Source organism: Nonomuraea spiralis, from assembly GCF_014648435.1.
GTDB classification, from domain to species: Bacteria; Actinomycetota; Actinomycetes; order Streptosporangiales; family Streptosporangiaceae; genus Nonomuraea; species Nonomuraea spiralis.
Genome location: NZ_BMRC01000017.1, coordinates 180,608 through 196,981, shown reverse-complemented (window position 1 = coordinate 196,981; position 16,374 = coordinate 180,608). Strand labels below are relative to the sequence as shown.

The window sequence follows — 16,374 nt, the reverse complement described above, 5'->3', positions numbered from 1 at the left end:
GGCGCTCGACGTTCTGGAGGGTGAAGGGTTGGTCGTGGTCGAGCATGGACGGGGCCGGTTCGTTCGAGGATGAGACGTCCTGGGACGTCCGCATCTGCCCCTAGATCAGCCCATATGCGGTCTGTCTAAGGTGAACAACGTGGAGCATGTCGATTGGGCCTATGGCCTGGCCAAAGAGCTGCTGGAGACGACTTTGCCTCGCCGCTGGGCTCATTCCCAGGGAGTGGCTGAGCGAGCTGCTTCCTTGACGCCGCTCCTGGGGGAAGAGGCTGACACCTTGATTGCCGCTGCGCTACTACATGACATTGGGTACGCCCCGGACCTGGTTGGCACGGGCATGCATCAGCTCGACGGCGCTCGCTACCTGCGCGACGTCGCCGGGGCGGATGGGCGGCTGTGCCGCCTGGTGGCCTATCACTCGTGTGCGGACAACGAGGCCCGGCAGCGGGACTTGTTCGACGTGTTGACCAAGGAGTTCGACCAGGAAGCGCCAGACCTAGCCAGGGCGCTCACCTATTGCGACATGACGACCGGTCCGGACGGCCGGCATGTGGACGTTACCGACCGGCTGGCCGAGATCCATTCGCGGTACGGCCCTGAGCATGTGGTCAGCCGGTCGATCGCGGACGCTACCCCCTGCATCGTGTCCTCGGTGCGTTCGGTAGAGGCGGCGCTATCCGATGTGCGGCAGGCCGACGCCGGTTAGGTAGTGGTCGATCCGCATGCGCATCGAACGGTCCATCGGCAGTGACGTGATCTCGTTCCGCGGCACCCAGCGGACCTCTCGGGACTCCTCGCTCGGAGTTGGCTCGCCCTCGATCGCCTGACCGGTCAGGACGATGGAGAACTCCTGTCGGGCCTCGCCGTTGGAGGTGTAGAGGATCACGTGCCGGGGGTCGCTGTAGGTGCCGACCAGGCCGGTGATCTCGCAGGTGATGCCAGTTTCCTCGTACGTCTCGCGGATGGCCGCCGCGGGGATGGACTCGCCGAGGTCGATAGCGCCACCGGGCACGGCCCAGTTGTTGTTGTCGCTGCGGCGGATCATCAGGACGTCCCCGGCCGCGTTGGTGACGATGACGTTGATGGACGGAACCAGGCTGTTCGGCTCGGGCGCGTCGGGGTCGTCGTAGAAGTCGATCCGCTTGGCCATGGTCAGGACTCCACCGGGGTCGCTTGGGCCCATACCTTCTCGAAGCTGTCGGCGTAGGTGGTCACCATCTCGCCGCCGGCCACCCTTCGCAGATGCAGTACGGGCGCGTTCCCGGCGCGGGTGCCGTACACGTGCATGTTGACCAGGTAGTCGCCGTCAGCCTGATAGATCGAGTTGTACAGGATCGTCTGATGGAGGCGGAGCTCGAAGTTCTCCAGGGGCAGGAGCGGCCGGTAGAAGATCAGCGCGCTACGGATCTGTGCGGCCATGCTGTCGCCGACACCCTCGTCCTCTCCCCGCTGGGCGACTTCGGCGCAGCCGGGGTCGCCGAGCAGAACACGGACCCGCACGCCGGACTGCGCCTTCTCCCTCAGCAGACGCACCATCGCGGCGTCGTCGGCGAGGAAAAGCCCGCTGTAGACCAGGACGCCGATGTCCTGGGACGCGGCGGTAAACAGACGTCCCCACGCGTCCCGGGGGACGGCCCAGCGGTGCGGATAGATCGCCAGGACTTCGCTCTCGGACGCGGCGACCACCTGCTCGCGCGACAGAGCCTGCGGCCACAGGTACGTCTCGTCCACACCGAGGTAGGAAGCCGTAGCAAACCGGTGCTTACGGTACGGCTCTCGCCCCTTGGTGATCCACCGCTCGACAGTCTTGGGATCGACCTCGATCGCCTCGGCCAGGTCCGCGACGCTCACGCCCTTTTGCAACAGGGCCGCGCGTAGCCGTTCGTTCGCCATCTCACCTGCTCCCAAGGACGTCCGGGGACCTGGACATCGTAGGCCGGACGTCTTGAACATGTCCCGTCGTGTAGTGATCTCGTCCTGACTCTGCGTCGCATCCTCGGTTGCACAACGCCACAACGGCAGCGACCGAAGGAGGAGATGCACCCATGAACAACGAGATCACCATCCCCGCCGAGACGCCCTCGTGCGACTGCGGCAACGCCCTGACCGAGGGGCAGACCCAGTGCTCCAAGTGCCTGGCGCGAAGCCGGTGGGCGCGAAAGGAGCGGGCCCGGAACCGGCGCAACCGGCGATGGACGGAGACCAGGCGTCCCCCGCGCGACCCCCGCGGCGCGTTCGCGGTGGGGGTGAGCTGGACGTGAGCTGGCTCCCGCTGATCATCGCCGCCCTGTTGAGCACGACCCTGCTCGTCGGCTACGTCATGGTCCTGGTCGGCATCCGCCGCCAGGACAAGGCCCTGAGCCTGCGCCGGCACCCCGGCGGTGCCTCGGCCGCGCTGGCCCGGAAGGTCACCGGCTGCTACGTCCGGGACGGCGTGACGTGGACGTAGCCAACTGCTCCTCGACCTTCGCGAGGCGTACCGACAAGTCCCGCACGGCGGCGCGCAGCTCGGCCACGTCGGCCTGCTGGTCGTCGGCGGGGCGCTCCTCCGCATCCCGGACGAACACCCCCTTGCCCTGCTGGCCGATCACCAGGCCCTCGTTGCGGAGGATGCCGACGGCCATCTTCACCACGCTCAGCGAGGCGTCGTACTGCTCGGCGAGTTGCGCGGTGGACGGCAACGGGGTTCCGGGCGCCAGAGAGCCGCCGTTGATCTGCGCGCGGAGATCGTCGGCGATCTGGAGGTAGCCGGGGCGCCCGGTGTTCTTGACCATCGCCGTCCATCACACCACGAAACATCGACCAAGCCAACCGAGAGGACGTTGACAACCAAGCCAACTAGGTTAACTATGTTGGATGAACGAGAAAGAGGAGGTCACAGCCCATGCGTTCCATCCCGATTCCTGTGGATGTCGGCAAGCTCGCCATCACCTGCGTCAAAGCACCGCGACCGCGGGTGCTCAACAGGGACACCGGTGAGATCAAGACCGACAAGAACGGCAACACCGTCTACGAGGTCACCGTCTCCGTCGAGGACGAGTTCGGCCGGATCGAACTCGTCAAGATCGGCATTACCGGCGAACCGCCCATCAGCGTCGGCGACCAGGTCAACGCCGTCGGCCTACTCGGCTACGTCTGGGAAATCGCCGGCCGATGGGGCATCGCCTACCGCGCCTCGGCGCTGCTCCCCGCCAGGGAGGCTGTCGATGCCTGACGCGCCGTACCTGCTCGCAGCCCTGGCCGCCGTCGCGGCCGGGCTGTGGGCCTGGCGCCGCTACCACTACCCGTCCTTCTGGCTCGTGCTCGGCTTCCCGTTCGTCGGTCTGTCGGTACGGGCTTCGTGGCGGCGGGTCGCCCTCGGCTGCGGGCTGACCAAGAAGCGGCAGCGCTTCTGGTTCACCACCGTCCCCGGTCTGGTCGCCTCGACGGGCATCGTCCGCGTCCGGCGCAGGTGGCAGCGCATCGCCGTGGACACCAAGCCGTTCATGTGGCTGCCACTGCCGACCCGGCACGGCTGGCGCGTCACCCTGCACACCCTGGAAGGCCAGACGCCTGGCGACTACGCCGACGTCGCCGAACGCCTCGCGCACTCTTGGGGCGTCCACGCCATCCGCGTCTCCTCACCCGGTCCCGGCCGCGTTGTCCTCATGGCCACCATGCGCGACCCGCTGGTCAAGGTCGACGAGCTGCCGCCCTCGCCTGAACTGCTCAAGGTCACGGTGGGACGGCTGGAGACGGGCAAGCCCTGGACCATCGACTTCCGCACCGTGCCGCACTGGCTGAACGCGGGCGCGACACAGTCCGGCAAGTCGAACCTCGCCAACGCTCTGATCGTCGGGCTGGCTCCGCAACCCGTGGCCCTGGTCGGCTTCGACCTCAAGGGCGGGGTGGAGTTCACGCCCTACAGGCCGCGTCTGTCAGCGCTGGCCACGTCGCGCGCCGAGTCCGGTGGGCTGCTGGATGACTTGGTCGGTCTGATGGTCGATCGCATGGGGTTGTGCCGCCAGGCCGGCGCCCGCAACATCTGGCAGCTCCCGCCCGGCGTGCGACCGGTCCCAGTCGTGGCCCTGGTCGACGAGCTGGCCGAGCTGTACCTGATGGCCGACAAGTCCGAGAAGGACGAGATCGCCAAGACCTCGACGGCGCTGCTACGAGTCGCCCAGCTCGGGCGGGCGTTCGGCATCTACCTGTTCTGCTGCGGCCAGCGCATCGGCTCTGACCTCGGCCCCGGCGTCACCGCTCTCCGTGCCCAGTGCTCCGGACGGATCTGCCACCGCGTCAACGATCCCGAGACCGCCACCATGACGCTCGGCGACCTCGACCCGGCGGCCCTCGCCTCAGCTCGTGCCATTCCGGCCGAGACGCCGGGCGTCGCCATCGTCGCCGGTCAGGACGGTCAGTGGTACCGCGCCCGCTCCTTCTACGTCACTGAGCAAGCCGCCGAACAGGCCGCCCGTGCTCACGCCCACCTCGCCCCGGCCTGGGACGAGGTCACCGCCCACCTGCCCGAACCCATCAACGCCTGAACTTATGAAGGGAGGAACGATGCGACGCTTCGCCTGCTGGCTGCTCGACACCGGCCCGGTCCTCGTCCTGGCCGCCATCGCGGGTGCCGGATCGTTCACCCACATCCGCGACACCGCCACCGAGCACGGCCAGACCGGCTGGATGGCCTGGGCAGTCGCGGTCTGCATCGACCTGACCTGCGTCATGGCCGCCCGCGAACGCCAGCGGGACAAGAGGACCGGCAACCGCCGACGGGGTCGGCTCTCGTGGCCCGTCCTCGTCCTGACCGGCGGCATCGTCCTGTCTCTGGCTTCGAACCTCGCCCAAGCCGACCCAACAGTCTGGGGCTGGATCACCGCCGCCACCCCGGCCACCGCCTTCCTCATCGCCGTCTCGATGCTGGAACGCCGCGCCACCCGTCCGGAACCGTCCACTGCCGTGGCGTCCTCGCCCGTCCTGGCTTCGTCCTCGGCCCCGGAACTCGTCCCGTCCCACATCCAGGACGAGGACGACGAGCGGGACAGCGACCTCGCGCCCGCCCTGATCGACTACGCCCGCCGTGTGGCCGACGAACACCACACCCGGCACGGCAAGCCCATCACCCGAGACGCCCTACGCGCCCACCTGGGCGTGTCCAACCAACTCGCCTCCGACTTGCTGCGCACCCTGCGCACCGCCTGAAGGGAGAACCGACCCATGACCAACGACCGCCGCATCGCCCTCATCAACGGCCTGCTCGACCTGGCCGCCTTCCTGGAAGCCCATCCCGACGTACCGGTCTCCTCCAGCGTCACCGTCCACCACTTCACCGAGCAGGCCAGTGACGCCGACCAGCGCGCCGAGATCGACCAGATCGCCGCCCTCGTCGGCTCGGACATCGACTACGAAGACTCCCCGTACGGCCACTACGCCACCTCGTGCCTGTTCGGCCCGGTGGAGTACCGCGCCGTCGCCATCCTGGCTGCCGCCCGCGCCCGCCACGCCGCCGAAGCCAGCTACCGCGGCTGCATCCAATCCGACCCCACGCCCGCCACCTGATCAGAAGAGGACCTGAGCATGCGCATCCGCATCGACGGCACCCGAGCCGAGATCGTTGACGCCCTGTTCCGCCTACGCCTGCACTTCACCGTCATCGGCGTCTCACGCGCCTACCCCGACCGCACCCGCCCGTACCACTGGCGCATCTACCTCACCACCGCCCGCGACAGGAAGTGACCAGATGGACGAGGTGAACCACTACCGCTGCTGCACTTGCAACGGCACCGGAATCGACTCCGACGACGCCCGCTGCCTCAACTGCGACGGCACCGGAATCGACAACCACGGCGCATAACGCGCAGCGCCCCCGGCCTGGCCGCACATCCGCCAAGACGACTGCCAGGTCGAGGGCCATCCCTTCACCCGAACGAGCGAAAGGAGGTCTCCATCTTGCCCACAACCCACGCCACCGCGCATGCAAAGGCGGGCATGATCGCCCGACTCAACCATCCTGACTACGACCGCTGGGCCAACCAGATCCGCGCCACGGGCGGCTGTCGTCAGCCCATCCACCTACGCGGCAAGGTCGACCACTACGACCGCGCCACCGGCCAACTCCTGCACCGCTACACCACCCGCACCGAACCCGACGGCATCCTGCGCGTCCCATGCAAGACCCGCCGGGCCACCCGCTGCCCCGCCTGCGCCGAGACCTACCGCGCCGACACCTACCACCTCATCCGCGCCGGCCTCGTGGGCGGCAAAGGCGTCCCCGAGACCGTCACCACCCACCCAACTCTCTTCATCACCATGACCGCCCCGTCCTTCGGCCCGGTCCACACCCGCCGCGAACACCACGGCAAAGCCCAGCCCTGTCACGCCCGCCGCAACGCCACCACCTGCCCGCACGGCCAAGTCATGTCCTGCACCCAACGCCACAGCAAGGACGACCCACGCCTGGGCGAACCGCTGTGCCCCGACTGCTACGACTACGCCGGCTCCGTCCTGTTCAACGCCCTGGCCCCGCTGCTGTGGAAACGCTTCGCCGACTCCGTACGCCGCCACCTGGCCAAACTCGGCGGCCTCCTCCTCAAGGACCTCCGCCACCACCTGACCCTCTCATTCGCCAAGGTCGCCGAGTACCAGCGGCGCGGCGTCGTCCACTTCCACGCCGTCATCCGCCTCGACGGCCCCGGCGGCCCTGCCACACCTCCACCACCCTGGGCCACCGCCGACGTCCTTACCCAAGCCATCCAGCACGCCGCCAAAGCCGTCACCGCCAAGGCTCCCGCCTACTCCGACCAGCCCGAACGAGTCCTGCGCTGGGGCCGCCAACTCGACATCCGCCCCATCACCCTGCACGGTGACCTAAACGACCAAGCCGTCGCCGGCTACATCGCCAAGTACGCCACGAAGGCCGCCGAATGCGTCGGCACCCTTGACCGCCGCATCAACCCCCTCGACGACCTGACCCTGTACAACCTCCGCGATCACGCCCGCCGCCTCATCACCACCTGCATGACACTCGGCACCGAACCCGACCTCGCCGAACTCCGCCTCGCCGACTGGGCCCACATGCTCGGCTTTCGCGGCCACTTCTCAACCCGCTCCCGCCGCTACTCCACCACCCTCGGCGACATCCGAGCCGACCGCGAACACCACGCCCGAGAAAACGAGATCACCACCGGGCGCCTCCCGCTCTACGCCGAAGACGCAGTCCTCGTGATCAGCGAATGGGAGTACGCAGGCAAGGGCCACTCCCTAGGCGATCAACTCCTCGCCGCCGCCATCACCGGAGGGTGCCTATGAGCACTCTCACCAAGCTCTGGACTGTGCAGGACGTAGCCACCTTCCTCGGCGTTCCGATCGCCACGCTCTACCAGTGGCGGCACCACCGCACAGGCCCCAGAGGCCACAGGATCGGCCGCCATCTGCGCTACGTGCCCGAGGACGTCATGTCCTGGGTCCAGGACCAGGAGTAAGCCATGGCCTTCGTCAAGGACCTGTGGACCAAGACGGTGCGCGACCAGGACGGCAAACCCCGAAAGGTCAGGACCACCCGGTACGGCAAGGGCAAGCGCTGGCTCGCCGTCTGGGTGGACCCCGAGGGCAAAGAGTGCTCGACCGCCTATGACCGCAAGGCCGACGCCGAGCGCAAGATCGCGACCATGGGCGCCGACATCGCCCGCGGCGACTACATCGACCCGAACGCCGGCAAGGTGCTCTTCGCCGACCTCGCCGAACGATGGCTCGCCTCCCGCATCGTGGACCCCTCGACCAAGATCCGATACGAGTACATCCACCGCCTCCACGTCGCACCGACCTACGCCAAACGCCAGGTGAAGAGCATCAAGCCATCCCAGATCCAGGCATGGATCAGTGACCTGAGCAGCCGCTTCGAGACCTCGACCGTACAGACGGCCTTCCTGGTCCTCCAGGGCATCCTTGATCTTGCCGTCGCGGACGAGGCCATCAAACGAAGCCCCGCCAAGTCACCGATCGTCCAGGTGCCGAAGCGCGTCTCCGAAGAGATAACGGCCTGGTCGGACGAACGGGTCCACGCCCTGATCGACGCTCACCCTGCCCTCTTCCGCCTGCTGCCGATGCTCGGGGCCGCGTGCGGGTTGCGGCAGGGAGAGCTGTTCGGCCTGGCCCTCGAAGACGTCGACTTCGAGGAGCGTCTTCTCCGCGTACGACGACAGATCAAGAAGCTAGGAACGGACCATGTCTTCGCCCTGCCCAAGAACGACCGCGAAAGGGCCGTGCCGCTGCCTGAGTGGGCCGCTGAAGCCATCAAACGGCACGTCTCGACTCATCCCCCGCTGACCTGCTCCCTGCCCTGGGAGAAGACAGACGGCAAGCTCCGTACACACAACCTGTTGTTCCGCTGGACGGACGACCGCTTCATCAAGGCCAGAAGCTACAGCGAAACCGTCTGGAAGCCCGCCCTGGTCCAAGCAGGCGTGATCCCAGCACCGGACAAGGACGGACGCCAGCGGAGCCGCTACGCCACCTCTCGAAAGGAAGGACTCCACCAACTCCGGCACTACTACGCGAGCGTCATGCTGGCCGGCGGCGTCTCGGTCAAGGAGCTCGCCGAATACCTCGGCCACGCCGACCCCGGCTTCACCCTCCGCGTGTACGCCCACATGATGCCCGGCTCCCACGATCGCGCTCGCAGCGCGATCGACGACCGTCTGTTCCGTCCGCGCGGCGTCTCTCACGGAACAGGCACGGAACAGTGATCGCTAACGCGACACTCACAAGACAGCGAACCCCGCCTCAGCCGACCGGCAGGCGGGGTTTTCGCACGTCAGGGGCTACTTGAGGAGCTGGCGGGCCATCACCATGCGCTGGATCTGATTCGTGCCCTCGTAGATCTGGGTGATCTTGGCGTCGCGCATCATGCGTTCCACCGGGAAGTCCTTCGTGTAGCCGTAGCCGCCCAGGAGTTGCACCGCGTCCGTGGTGATCTCCATCGCCGCGTCGGAGGCGGCGCACTTGGCGGCGCTCGACAGGAACGTCAGGTCCTTCTGCGGACGGCCGTGCATCGCCAGTTCGGACTTGGCGGCGGCGTGGTACGTCAGCTGCCTGGCCGCCTCCAGCTTCATGGCCATGTCGGCGATCATGAACTGCAGGCCCTGGAAGTCGGCGATCGCGCGGCCGAACTGCTTGCGTTCCTTGACGTAGCCGATCGCGTAGTCGAGGGCGCCCTGGGCGATGCCCAGCGCCTGGGCGGCGATGGTGATGCGGGTGTGGTCGAGGGTGGCGAGGGCCGTCTTGAAGCCGGTGCCGGGCTCGCCGATCATGCGGGACGCGGGGATGCGTACGTTCTCCAGGATGACCTGGCGGGTCGGCGAGGCCTTGATGCCGAGCTTCTTCTCCTTCGGGCCGAAGGACACCCCTTCGTCGGACTTCTCCACGACGAAGGCGGAGATGCCCCGGGCGCCCGCGGACGGGTCCGTCACGGCCATCAGCGTGTAGTACTCGGACACGCCGGCGTTGGTGATCCACATCTTGGTGCCGTTGAGCACGTAGTGGTCGCCGTCGAGGACCGCGCGGGTCTTCATCGCGGCGGCGTCGGAGCCGGCCTCCGGCTCCGACAGCGCGTACGAGAACATGGCCTCGCCCCTCGCCACCGGCGCGAGGTAACGCTGCTTGAGCTCCTCGGAGGCCGAGAGCAGGAGCGGGACGGTGCCCAGCTTGTTGACCGCGGGGATGAGCGAGGACGACGCGCAGGCCCGCGCGACCTCCTCGATGACGATCACCGTGGCCAGCGCGTCCGCGCCGGCGCCCTCGTACTCCTCGGGGACGTGTACGGCGTGCAGGTCGGCCGCGACGAGGGACTTGTAGACGTCCCAGGGGAACTCTTCGGACTCGTCGGCCGCCGCGGCCTGCGGGGCGATCTTCTCGTCGGCCAGGGCGCGAACCGTCTCCCTGAGCATGTCGTGCTCTTCGGCGGGCGCATAGAGAGGGAAGCTCATGCATCAGATACTAGGACGTCCGAGCACTTTGTTACCAGCTAGTACAGTTTGCGAACAGGAGCGGGTGGCACGAAGGAGGTAGCGGGGGCCGGTAGCATGCCTGGCGATCGAAAGGAGCTCGCTCGTGCCATATCGCCTCACGGTGATCGGGACCGGATACCTGGGCATCACGCATGCGTCCTGCATGGCGGATCTCGGATTCGAAGTCCTGGGCCTCGACATTGACGCGGACAAGATCCGCCGGCTGAACAACGGTGAGCTCCCCATCCACGAGCCCGGGCTGGAACCCGTGCTCCGCCGTGGGCTCGACTCCGGACGCCTTCGCTTCACCAGCTCGTACGAAGAGGTCGCCGCCTTCGGCGACGTGCACTTCGTCTGCGTCGGCACGCCCCAGAAGAAGGGCGAGTACGCCGCCGACGTGACGTACATGGACAACGCCGTCGAGTCGCTCGCACCGCTTCTCGACCGCGAGTGCCTGGTCGTGGGCAAGTCGACCGTACCGGTCGGCACCGCCGAGCGGCTGGCCGACAAGCTCGCCCGCCTGGCTCCGGCGGGCGTCGGCGTCGAGCTGGCGTGGAACCCGGAGTTCCTGCGCGAGGGCTTCGCGGTCGAGGACACCCTCCACCCCGACCGCATCGTGCTCGGCGTGCGCTCCGACCGGGCCGAGAAGGTGCTGCGCGAGGTGTACGAGCCGCTCGGCGACGTCCCGTTCGTGGTGACCGACTTCGCGACTTCGGAGCTGGTCAAGACGGCGGCGAACGCCTTCCTCGCCACCAAGATCTCCTTCATCAACGCCATGGCCGAGGTCTGCGAGGCCGCGCACGCCGACGTCAAGCAGCTCTCCGAGGCGCTTTCGTACGACGACCGCATCGGCGGGCGCTTCCTCAACGCCGGGCTCGGCTTCGGCGGCGGCTGCCTGCCCAAGGACATCAGGGCCTTCATGGCGCGGGCCGGCGAGCTGGGGGCCGACCAGGCGCTGACGTTCCTGCGCGAGGTCGACGCGATCAACATGCGCCGCCGTGCCCGTATGGTCGACCTGGCCAGGGAGCTGGCGGGCGGGTCCTTCCACGGGTGCACGGTCGGTGTGCTGGGCGCGGCCTTCAAGCCGAACTCGGACGACATCCGCGACTCACCCGCTCTCGACGTCGCCGTGACGATCGGCCACCAGGGCGGACAGGTCACCGTCTACGACCCGATCGCGCTCGACAACGCTCGTAAGGCTCACCCGGAGCTGAACTACGGCGAGTCGGCCGTCGAGGCGGTCCGCGGGGCGCATGTGGTGTTGCTGCTGACCGAGTGGCAGGAGTTCCTGGAACTCGATCCGGAGGAACTGGGCGCGGTGGTCGCGACCCGGCGCATCGTCGACGGCCGCAACGCGCTCAACTCCGAGGTGTGGCGCTCGGCCGGCTGGCACTACCGCGCCCTCGGCCGCCCATAAGCCCATCGCCGGCCCGCCCCCTGGGCACCCACAAGCCAGCCCGCCCAAGAGCCCAGCGACATCCCGTCGCTGGGACACCGGGACACCCACGTTCCCGCGCGCGGGTCCTCACGGGCGCTCACATGCCCCACCACGGATCCTCGCAGGTGCCCGTACGTCCCACCATGGATCCTCGCGGGCGCTCAGCCGCCCGTGAGGCATCCCATGGCTCGCCGCCGGGCGCCCGGAGACCTCCTGGGTGCCCGGCCCGGCTTGAAGCGCTCAGGGGCCTGCTCAGAGCTCCGAGGACGTGCCCGCCCCCAAAGCCCTGACGACCTTCCCGCAGCTCAGAGCTCCTGCGGCGGCCCCCGCAGCTCACCTCAGAGCTCTGCGGCCTCTGCGCGTAGTTTCTCGCCCTTGGCGTGGGCCTGCTCCTTGAGCCGCACCTGGAACTCCTCCATACGCTCCCGCAGCCCGGCGTCGGACACCCCCAGGATGCGTACGGCCAAGAGCCCCGCGTTGCGCGCCCCGCCGACGGCGACCGTGGCCACCGGCACCCCGGCCGGCATCTGGACGATCGACAACAGGGAGTCCATCCCGTCGAGGTACTTCAGCGGCACCGGCACCCCGATCACGGGCAGCGGCGTCACCGAGGCCAGCATGCCCGGCAGGTGCGCCGCCCCGCCGGCCCCGGCGATGATCACGCTGATGCCGCGGGAGGCCGCCTGCCGCCCGTACTCGATCATCTCGACCGGCATGCGGTGGGCCGAGACGACGTCCGCCTCGAAGGGCACCCCGAACTCCGCCACCGCCTCGGCCGCGGCCTTCATCACGGGCCAGTCGGAGTCGGACCCCATGACGATCCCGATCTTCACTTCGCCTCCTTCACCGGCTGAGCAATGGTCGAGATGGCGTGTCCGCCTCGCCGGCTCACGTGTACTCCCCGGTCATGAGGTAGACGGCGGCGTGGCGGGCACGGGCGCGAACCTTGTCCAGGTCCGTGCCCAAAGCCGTGACGTGCCCGATCTTGCGGCCCGGACGCACTTCCTTGCCGTAGAAGTGCAGCTTGATGCCGGGGTCGTGGGCCAGCACGTGCTCGTAGCGCTTGAACAGGTCGGGGTCGTCGCCGCCCAGCAGGTTGGCCATGACGACGACGGGGGCGGTCATCGACGGCGAGCCGAGCGGCAGGTCGAGCACGGCCCGCAGGTGCTGCTCGAACTGGGACGTGGTCGCGCCCTCGATCGTCCAGTGGCCGCTGTTGTGGGGACGCATGGCCAGCTCGTTCACGACGAGGCCGTCGGCGGTCTGGAACAGCTCCACCGCCAGCAGCCCGGTCACGCCCAGCTCGTGGGCGATCTTCAGGCCGATGCGCTGGGCGACGGCGGCGTCCTCGGGGTCCATGCCGGGGGCGGGGGCGAGCACCTCGACGCAGATGCCGTCCTGCTGGACGGTCTCGACGACCGGGTAGCTGACGCCCTGTCCGTGGGGCGAGCGGGCCACCAGCACCGCGAGCTCCCGTTCGAACGGCACGAACGCCTCGGCCATCAGCTCGACGCCGGTAGCGAACGCCTCGGCCACCTCTTCGGGCGTACGGCAGACCCACACGCCGCGCCCGTCGTAGCCGCCGCGCACCGACTTCAGCACGACGGGCCAGCCGTGCTCGGCCGCGAACGCCGAGACGTCCTCGGCGGACGAGACCCGCGCCCAGGCGGGGCAGGGCACGCCGATCGCGGTCAGGCGCTCGCGCATGACCGCCTTGTCCTGGGCGTGCACGAGCGCGTCGGCGCCCGGGTGCACCGAGTGGCCGTCGGCGATCAGCGCCCTGATGTGCTCGGTCGGGACGTGCTCGTGGTCGAACGTGATCGCGTCGCAGCCCTGGGCGAACGCGCGCAGGTCGGCGAGGTCGCGGTAATCACCGACCTGGGTGTCGACGATCACTCGTGCGGCGCTCTCGCCGGGGGCGGCGGCCAGCACCCTCAGCTCGACCCCGAGCGCGATGGCCGGCGGCTGCGTCATCCGGGCGAGCTGGCCGGCGCCGACCACGCCGACGACCGGCCCGATGGGACTGTAGGAACTCACGTGAGGTGAGCTTACCGGGACGGAACGACTGCCCCGCCGTTGTCAACTCACGCCCCGGGACAAGCACGCACCCCGCCGTCAGCTCGCGCGCGCCCGGCGCAGGCCGAGTGTCCTGAGCTTGTTGCCGGCGCCGACGAGGGTGGCCGTCTCCACCAGGTCCGTACGCCCACCCTTGTACGTAAGGCGCAGGGCGTCGAAGACCAGGACGGACCCGGCGTCCACCGGGACGGCCAGGGTGCGGGTGCCGTACAGCTCCACGTCCGCGCCGCGTCCGGTCACGTCCTTGAGCAGCGCGCGCAGCGGATCGCCGGGCGGGAAGCGGACGCCCGCCACCCCGGCGGGGTCCGTGAGGTACGTGAGGTGCCGCTGCGGCACCAGCCGGGCCTGCCTGACCAGCGACGACGGCGCGTCACCCGCCTTCCGCACGGGCTCGCCGGGCACGGGGACCGGGCCCGCGCCGAGCCGCCAGCGGCCGTCCTCCAGGAAGAACAGGTAGTACGCGGGCGAGGGCTCGCGGGCCAGCGCGGCGAACCAGTCGCCCTCGTCCGGCAGCAGGTAGTCGGGGTCGGCGGGGCGGGCCGGACGGCCGTTCCCGGTCGCCTCGCAGGCACGGCCGCCCAGCGTCCGTTCCGCCCATGTGGTCAGGTCCCGTACGGCGGCGCAGTCCCGCCGCTTCCGGGCCCCGTCGAGCTGCCGGAGCAGCGAGAACGCCTGCTCGGCCGTCGCCGGATCGACCCGTGGCGCGGCCGCCGGAGCAGATGTGCGATCCTCCCGGGGCACCGGGACCCCGCCGGCCGTGCCGCAACCCGCCACGAGCAGGACCGGCACCGACGCGAGCAGTCTCGTCAACCAGCGAAGCGGCACAGGCGGCTCCCGGGAGGGCGGCCGTCCGAAGCGGCTGTGGTCCGACGTCACGGGCCGGCGCCGTCCACAGCGGCAGGTCCGGGATCGCGGACGGTCGGCCGTCTGGAGCGGCGGGTCCGGAATCGCGGGCGGGCCCGCGATCTGAACGGCAGCGTAATGCCCCTCTTTCATAAATGCCGCTCATAAGGCGATATTTCCAGAAGTGGCCTTTGCGCGGCATGTTAGGCCCCCTGACACCGTCCGTACGACTTCGCCGGTACGCTGGGACGGTCAGGCTCGACGAGGGAAAGGACCGAACGGGGACGTGGAGTTTGCCAAGCGCCTCTACCAGCGGTTCGAGTCCCTGGTTCACGAGCTGGCCAAGTTCGGGAGCATCGGGGCCCTCGCCTTCTTCCTCGACACGGGCGTCTACAACCTCTTCCTGCTCGGCTTCGAGTGGGGCCCACTCACCTCCAAGGTTGTCGCCACCACGCTCTCGGCGACCTTCGCCTACGCGGGCAACCGCTTCTGGACCTTCCGCCACCGCGAGCAGACCGGCCTCGGCCGCGAATACTTCCTGTTCTTCCTGCTCAACGGCATCGCCCTGCTGTTCGGCCTGCTGGTGATCGGCTTCACCAAGTACACCCTCCACCTGCACGACGGCCTGAGCCTCAACATCGCCAACTTCGCCGGTGTCGGGCTCGGCACCCTGTTCCGCTACTGGTCGTACAAGAAGTGGGTGTTCCTGGAGGCCACCGAGCCGATCCCGGTCGAGTTGCCCGAGGTCAGGCAGGACCGCTGACCACGCGGTTCCTGCTGTCCTCCTCGGCCGGGCGCAGGAAGACGGCGAACGTGGCGGGTCGGCGCCGTACCAGCTCCAGGCGTCCGCCGTCGGCCGCGGCCAGCGCGCGGGCGAGAGTGAGCCCGAGGCCGGTGCCGCCGCCGCCGCTGACGTTCCGTTCGAAGATCTTGGGTGCGATCTCGTCGGCGATGCCCGGCCCCTCGTCGGCGACCTCGATCACGATGTAGTTGTCGCCGCTGGTGCTGGTGACGGTGACCGTGCCGCCGCCGTGACGCAGGGAGTTCTCCAGCAGCGAGGCGATGACCTGGCCGAAGCCGCCGGTGGTGGCCATCGCCTTCAGGCCGCGGGTGCCGTCGAGGTGCAGTGTGCGGCCCGCCTCGCGGAAGACCGGCTCCCACTCGGTGACCTGCTGGCCCAGCACCTCGTCGATGGCGACGGGCTCGGCCTGCGCGTGACGCTGGCGGCGGGCGGCCGCCAGCAGCTCGTCGATCACCGCGGTCAGGCGCTCGGCCTGGACGATGGCCGCCTCGCCCTCCTCGCGGACGACCTCGGGCTCGTCGGAGGCCGCGACGATCTCCTCCAGGCGCATGGTCAGGCCGGTCAGGGGTGTGCGGAGTTGATGGGAGGCGTCGGTCGCGAACTCGCGTTCGCGGGTGAGCAGGTCGGAGATGCGCGTGGCGCTGCGGTCGAGCACCTGTGCCACCCGGTCCAGCTCGGGGATGCCGTAGCGGTGCTTGCTCGGCCGCGCGTCACCCGACCCCAGCCTTTCGGCGATCTTGGCCAGGTCCTGCAGGGGCAGCGTCAACCTGCGCGACTGCACGACGGCCAGGCTGACGGCCACCGCGAGCGCCGCGACGGCCAGGGCCACGATCAGCAGCAGCCGGGCCCGTACGTCCCGCTCGACCTGGTCTCTGTCGCGACTTATGCGGACATAGACGCCGGTGTTGGTCTGTGCGTCCTCGGTCATGAGGTGACCCGACGCCGGTGCTGTGCCGACGACGGTCACCCTGAGAGGGGTTCCGCGTTCCCAGATCTGTATGTACCTGCCCGGGTACTTCTGCTCCAGTTGCTGGGGGTCGAGCGGGGTCTCCTGGACGCGGGCGTACTCGACCTCGCCCACGAGACGCTTGGCTTCCGCCCCGAGCTCCTGAGCCGCCTCGTCGACGATCAGGCGGCTCACCACGACGCCCAGGGGGACCCCCAGCAACAGGACCGCGATGACCGCGACGACCAGAGTGGAGGAGAGCAGTCGGCGGCGCATGCGC

Annotated in this window: 21 protein-coding genes; 13 read left to right on the top strand and 8 right to left on the bottom strand. The window is 69.0% G+C overall.

Annotation, left to right across the window (positions count from 1 at the left end; all coding sequences use genetic code 11):
- The first annotated feature begins 139 nt into the window (after positions 1–139).
- Positions 140–706 (top strand): HD domain-containing protein, encoded by a 567-nt coding sequence (locus IEZ27_RS35015; RefSeq protein WP_189651155.1) that lies wholly within the window; start codon positions 140–142, stop codon positions 704–706.
- Here the strand turns inward: IEZ27_RS35015 and IEZ27_RS35010 are convergent.
- Both IEZ27_RS35010 and IEZ27_RS35005 read right to left on the bottom strand, forming a co-directional pair.
- On the bottom strand, positions 674–1,150 hold the full coding sequence (locus IEZ27_RS35010; RefSeq protein WP_189651154.1) for an NUDIX hydrolase: 477 nt from the start codon (positions 1,148–1,150) through the stop codon (positions 674–676). The two genes, IEZ27_RS35015 and IEZ27_RS35010, sit on opposite strands and share 33 nt — an antisense overlap.
- Before the next feature lie 2 nt (positions 1,151–1,152).
- Positions 1,153–1,893, bottom strand: coding sequence for a helix-turn-helix domain-containing protein (locus tag IEZ27_RS35005; RefSeq protein ID WP_189651153.1), 741 nt, complete (start codon positions 1,891–1,893; stop codon positions 1,153–1,155).
- A gap of 152 nt (positions 1,894–2,045) precedes the next feature.
- On the opposite strand from IEZ27_RS35005, the gene IEZ27_RS35000 reads away from it, so the two are divergent.
- Positions 2,046–2,261: a hypothetical protein gene (locus tag IEZ27_RS35000; RefSeq protein ID WP_189651152.1), complete on the top strand. Its 216-nt coding sequence runs from the start codon at positions 2,046–2,048 to the stop codon at positions 2,259–2,261.
- Positions 2,258–2,449, top strand: a complete 192-nt coding sequence (locus IEZ27_RS34995; RefSeq protein ID WP_189651151.1) for a hypothetical protein — start codon at positions 2,258–2,260, stop codon at positions 2,447–2,449. Before IEZ27_RS35000 ends, IEZ27_RS34995 begins: the two co-directional genes overlap by 4 nt.
- Here the strand turns inward: IEZ27_RS34995 and IEZ27_RS34990 are convergent.
- A complete protein-coding gene (locus IEZ27_RS34990) occupies positions 2,409–2,774 on the bottom strand; it encodes a GntR family transcriptional regulator (RefSeq protein ID WP_189651150.1) in 366 nt (121 codons plus the stop codon). The genes IEZ27_RS34995 and IEZ27_RS34990 overlap by 41 nt on opposite strands.
- Before the next feature lie 110 nt (positions 2,775–2,884).
- On the opposite strand from IEZ27_RS34990, the gene IEZ27_RS34985 reads away from it, so the two are divergent.
- The 8 genes from IEZ27_RS34985 to IEZ27_RS34950 all read left to right on the top strand — a co-directional run bounded on the left by IEZ27_RS34985 (position 2,885) and on the right by IEZ27_RS34950 (position 8,729).
- Entirely contained in the window at positions 2,885–3,214 is a 330-nt protein-coding gene (locus IEZ27_RS34985; protein WP_189651149.1) for an SCO3933 family regulatory protein, read from the top strand.
- Entirely contained in the window at positions 3,207–4,526 is a 1,320-nt protein-coding gene (locus tag IEZ27_RS34980) for an FtsK/SpoIIIE domain-containing protein (protein WP_189651148.1), read from the top strand. Before IEZ27_RS34985 ends, IEZ27_RS34980 begins: the two co-directional genes overlap by 8 nt.
- Before the next feature lie 19 nt (positions 4,527–4,545).
- Positions 4,546–5,187, top strand: coding sequence for a DUF2637 domain-containing protein (locus tag IEZ27_RS34975; protein WP_189651147.1), 642 nt, complete (start codon positions 4,546–4,548; stop codon positions 5,185–5,187).
- A gap of 15 nt (positions 5,188–5,202) precedes the next feature.
- Positions 5,203–5,544 (top strand): hypothetical protein, encoded by a 342-nt coding sequence (locus IEZ27_RS34970; protein ID WP_189651146.1) that lies wholly within the window; start codon positions 5,203–5,205, stop codon positions 5,542–5,544.
- A gap of 18 nt (positions 5,545–5,562) precedes the next feature.
- Positions 5,563–5,721 (top strand): hypothetical protein, encoded by a 159-nt coding sequence (locus tag IEZ27_RS34965; RefSeq protein ID WP_189651145.1) that lies wholly within the window; start codon positions 5,563–5,565, stop codon positions 5,719–5,721.
- A 252-nt stretch (positions 5,722–5,973) separates the two neighbouring features.
- Positions 5,974–7,293, top strand: coding sequence for a replication initiator (locus IEZ27_RS34960; RefSeq protein WP_189651172.1), 1,320 nt, complete (start codon positions 5,974–5,976; stop codon positions 7,291–7,293).
- Entirely contained in the window at positions 7,290–7,466 is a 177-nt protein-coding gene (locus IEZ27_RS34955) for a helix-turn-helix transcriptional regulator (RefSeq protein WP_189651144.1), read from the top strand. Before IEZ27_RS34960 ends, IEZ27_RS34955 begins: the two co-directional genes overlap by 4 nt.
- A gap of 3 nt (positions 7,467–7,469) precedes the next feature.
- Complete coding sequence (locus tag IEZ27_RS34950) at positions 7,470–8,729, top strand: tyrosine-type recombinase/integrase (protein ID WP_189651143.1); 1,260 nt, start codon at positions 7,470–7,472, stop codon at positions 8,727–8,729.
- 75 nt (positions 8,730–8,804) lie between these two features.
- Here the strand turns inward: IEZ27_RS34950 and IEZ27_RS34945 are convergent, their stop codons facing one another.
- Entirely contained in the window at positions 8,805–9,968 is a 1,164-nt protein-coding gene (locus IEZ27_RS34945; RefSeq protein WP_189651142.1) for an acyl-CoA dehydrogenase family protein, read from the bottom strand.
- Between the two features lie 124 nt (positions 9,969–10,092).
- Here IEZ27_RS34945 and IEZ27_RS34940 point away from each other — a divergent pair, with 124 nt between their 5' ends.
- Entirely contained in the window at positions 10,093–11,406 is a 1,314-nt protein-coding gene (locus IEZ27_RS34940; protein WP_189651141.1) for a UDP-glucose dehydrogenase family protein, read from the top strand.
- Positions 11,407–11,765: 359 nt separating this feature from the next.
- On the opposite strand, the gene purE is transcribed toward IEZ27_RS34940, so the two are convergent.
- From purE to IEZ27_RS34925, 3 genes are all read right to left on the bottom strand, one after another.
- Complete coding sequence (gene purE, locus IEZ27_RS34935; protein WP_260477575.1) at positions 11,766–12,260, bottom strand: 5-(carboxyamino)imidazole ribonucleotide mutase; 495 nt, start codon at positions 12,258–12,260, stop codon at positions 11,766–11,768.
- A 55-nt stretch (positions 12,261–12,315) separates the two neighbouring features.
- A complete protein-coding gene (locus tag IEZ27_RS34930; RefSeq protein WP_189651140.1) occupies positions 12,316–13,464 on the bottom strand; it encodes a 5-(carboxyamino)imidazole ribonucleotide synthase in 1,149 nt (382 codons plus the stop codon).
- Between the two features lie 78 nt (positions 13,465–13,542).
- Positions 13,543–14,313: a hypothetical protein gene (locus IEZ27_RS34925; protein ID WP_189651139.1), complete on the bottom strand. Its 771-nt coding sequence runs from the start codon at positions 14,311–14,313 to the stop codon at positions 13,543–13,545.
- A gap of 319 nt (positions 14,314–14,632) precedes the next feature.
- On the opposite strand from IEZ27_RS34925, the gene IEZ27_RS34920 reads away from it, so the two are divergent.
- Positions 14,633–15,109, top strand: a complete 477-nt coding sequence (locus IEZ27_RS34920) for a GtrA family protein (protein ID WP_189651138.1) — start codon at positions 14,633–14,635, stop codon at positions 15,107–15,109.
- Here IEZ27_RS34920 and IEZ27_RS34915 read toward each other — a convergent pair.
- Entirely contained in the window at positions 15,093–16,370 is a 1,278-nt protein-coding gene (locus IEZ27_RS34915) for an ATP-binding protein (RefSeq protein WP_189651137.1), read from the bottom strand. The two genes, IEZ27_RS34920 and IEZ27_RS34915, sit on opposite strands and share 17 nt — an antisense overlap.
- Positions 16,371–16,374 lie beyond the last annotated feature (4 nt).

Bases quoted from the DNA above. Each gene is read 5' to 3' on its own strand.
- IEZ27_RS34955 (WP_189651144.1), top strand. From the start codon at position 7,290: ATGAGCACTCTCACCAAGCTCTGGACTGTGCAGGACGTAGCCACCTTC.
- IEZ27_RS34990 (WP_189651150.1), bottom strand. From the start codon at position 2,774: ATGGTCAAGAACACCGGGCGCCCCGGCTACCTCCAGATCGCCGACGAT.
- IEZ27_RS34945 (WP_189651142.1), bottom strand. From the start codon at position 9,968: ATGAGCTTCCCTCTCTATGCGCCCGCCGAAGAGCACGACATGCTCAGG.
- IEZ27_RS34980 (WP_189651148.1), top strand. From the start codon at position 3,207: ATGCCTGACGCGCCGTACCTGCTCGCAGCCCTGGCCGCCGTCGCGGCC.
- IEZ27_RS35005 (WP_189651153.1), bottom strand. From the start codon at position 1,893: ATGGCGAACGAACGGCTACGCGCGGCCCTGTTGCAAAAGGGCGTGAGC.
- IEZ27_RS34970 (WP_189651146.1), top strand. From the start codon at position 5,203: ATGACCAACGACCGCCGCATCGCCCTCATCAACGGCCTGCTCGACCTG.
- IEZ27_RS35000 (WP_189651152.1), top strand. From the start codon at position 2,046: ATGAACAACGAGATCACCATCCCCGCCGAGACGCCCTCGTGCGACTGC.
- IEZ27_RS34975 (WP_189651147.1), top strand. From the start codon at position 4,546: ATGCGACGCTTCGCCTGCTGGCTGCTCGACACCGGCCCGGTCCTCGTC.
- IEZ27_RS34985 (WP_189651149.1), top strand. From the start codon at position 2,885: ATGCGTTCCATCCCGATTCCTGTGGATGTCGGCAAGCTCGCCATCACC.
- IEZ27_RS34965 (WP_189651145.1), top strand. From the start codon at position 5,563: ATGCGCATCCGCATCGACGGCACCCGAGCCGAGATCGTTGACGCCCTG.
- IEZ27_RS35010 (WP_189651154.1), bottom strand. From the start codon at position 1,150: ATGGCCAAGCGGATCGACTTCTACGACGACCCCGACGCGCCCGAGCCG.
- IEZ27_RS34960 (WP_189651172.1), top strand. From the start codon at position 5,974: ATGATCGCCCGACTCAACCATCCTGACTACGACCGCTGGGCCAACCAG.
- IEZ27_RS34915 (WP_189651137.1), bottom strand. From the start codon at position 16,370: ATGCGCCGCCGACTGCTCTCCTCCACTCTGGTCGTCGCGGTCATCGCG.
- IEZ27_RS34950 (WP_189651143.1), top strand. From the start codon at position 7,470: ATGGCCTTCGTCAAGGACCTGTGGACCAAGACGGTGCGCGACCAGGAC.